The organism is Paeniroseomonas aquatica, from assembly GCF_030409335.1.
Classification (GTDB): Bacteria; Pseudomonadota; Alphaproteobacteria; order Acetobacterales; family Acetobacteraceae; genus Belnapia; species Belnapia aquatica.
Map to the genome: position 1 here is coordinate 1 of NZ_JAUFPN010000041.1, position 712 is coordinate 712.

The window sequence follows — 712 nt, forward strand, 5'->3', positions numbered from 1 at the left end:
GCCCTGAGTGTCACGTCACGATCAGGGTTTCTTGGTAAGCCTTCTGGGCTTTTCTGGCTTGCTCCGTGACCGACCGACTGGGGGCACTTCGCCAGCAAGGGACCGCTCCGCATCTGTAGGCTGCTGAGACATGTAGTAGAGTCGCAAGTATTTGCGTGCCAACTGCTGAGTAGCTTCGGTTGGCAGCTCACCGTGGGCGGCAACGCCTCGGTGGGTGAGCGCGTCTCGGGCATCCTTGAGGCGTTTCACTAGGCTGATGTCATCAACGGCGCCTGACACGTTGAGTGATGTGGCAATGATCGTAAATTTTTCCATGAAGCTCCAGTGTAGCCGACCGTAAAACTCGTCGAACTGCCTTTTGGGCATGCTATGCGCCGCCTTGCGGATGCCGTCGCGCAGCTCGGACTCGTACTTTTTTGCGAAAAGGCCGCCCACAAACATCTCGATCGCCATCCATGCGCTAAAGAAGTTCCGCAGTGGATCGCTGTGCTGCTCTGCGGAGTGATTGAGCTGCTGGACCGGTCGCATCGGGTCGTAGACGCCAGGCACCACGCTCGCCAGCATGCACACATCGGCGATGTCATCGGTGGTGAGGCGTTTCATAGCGTGCATCGAGCCGTTCAACTTGGCCTCGATAAGATAGATCGGCCTATCGTTCTCCAGATTAATCAAGAACGTCGTAGTGCAGACCTTGATGACGCGCGGGGGATTG

At 57.2% G+C, this 712-nt stretch carries 1 protein-coding gene; it reads right to left on the bottom strand.

Annotated features, from left to right (window positions below):
• Nucleotides 1–21: 21 nt before the first annotated feature.
• Nucleotides 22–712: hypothetical protein (locus QWZ14_RS05200; protein ID WP_290315512.1), on the bottom strand; the 691-nt coding region annotated here is incomplete at its 5' end.